Genomic DNA, 785 nt, shown 5'->3' on the forward strand with positions numbered 1-785 from the left:
CCGAAGACACGCTTGTCAGCCGTTGTGCCGCTGCTTTCGCCGGCAATGCACAACTGCAGTCCGGACAGCAGCAGCGTCGCCGACAGAAAGAATGCTGACAGCCATTTCATCGGGATCCTTCCCTGAATGTGTTCATATGTAGCGGACTTCCAGTATCTCGAACTCCCGCATGCCGCCAGGCACCTGAATCTCCACCTCGTCGCCTTCAGATTTGCCGATGAGCGCACGGGCAATGGGAGAGGTTACGGAAATGCGGGAATGGCGGATATCCGCCTCATCCTCGCCAACGATCTGATAGGTATGCTCTTCGTCCGTTTCCAGGTCAAGCACGTCCACCGTGGCGCCGAATACTACCCGCCCGCCGGCATTGACAGTACTGACATCGATGATCTGCGCATTAGACAGCTTGGCCTCGATATCCTTGATGCGACCCTCAATGAAGCTCTGCTGTTCCCGCGCCGCATGATATTCGGCGTTTTCCTTCAGATCGCCGTGAGCACGCGCCTCTGCAATCGCTGCGATGACCTTCGGTCGCGCAACGGTCTTCAGTTCATTGAGTTCCTGCCGCAGGGCTTCCGCGCCCTGCACTGTCATCGGTGTTTTATTCATAAGCAATCTGGTCTGAAAGTTACCGGGAATACGATCCCGTCAGAATATCTGTTTTGTAAGCGCCAAACAATCAGCCCTATTGCATTTTTTTGACAGGCGTGTTCCAGGGTAGCAGGGCTTCAATGTCCTCAACCGTCCTGGCATTGCCGATGTGCTGCAGCACATGGTGGAGGTAG

2 protein-coding genes are annotated in these 785 nt (G+C 55.3%); both read right to left on the reverse strand.

The window, feature by feature from the left end:
- Window positions 1-132 precede the first annotated feature (132 nt).
- Window positions 133-609 (reverse strand): transcription elongation factor GreA, encoded by a 477-nt coding sequence (greA, locus tag ACOCD2_RS23320; protein WP_293649428.1) that lies wholly within the window; start codon window positions 607-609, stop codon window positions 133-135.
- Window positions 610-685: 76 nt separating this feature from the next.
- The coding region (locus ACOCD2_RS23325) for a transposase domain-containing protein (RefSeq protein WP_368857394.1) at window positions 686-785 on the reverse strand (100 nt) is incomplete at its 5' end.

The organism is Thiolapillus sp., from assembly GCF_048562965.1.
In the GTDB taxonomy this organism is placed as follows: domain Bacteria; phylum Pseudomonadota; class Gammaproteobacteria; order Chromatiales; family Chromatiaceae; genus Thiolapillus; species Thiolapillus brandeum_A.

Bases quoted from the DNA above. Each gene is read 5' to 3' on its own strand.
- greA (WP_293649428.1), bottom strand. From the start codon at position 609: ATGAATAAAACACCGATGACAGTGCAGGGCGCGGAAGCCCTGCGGCAG.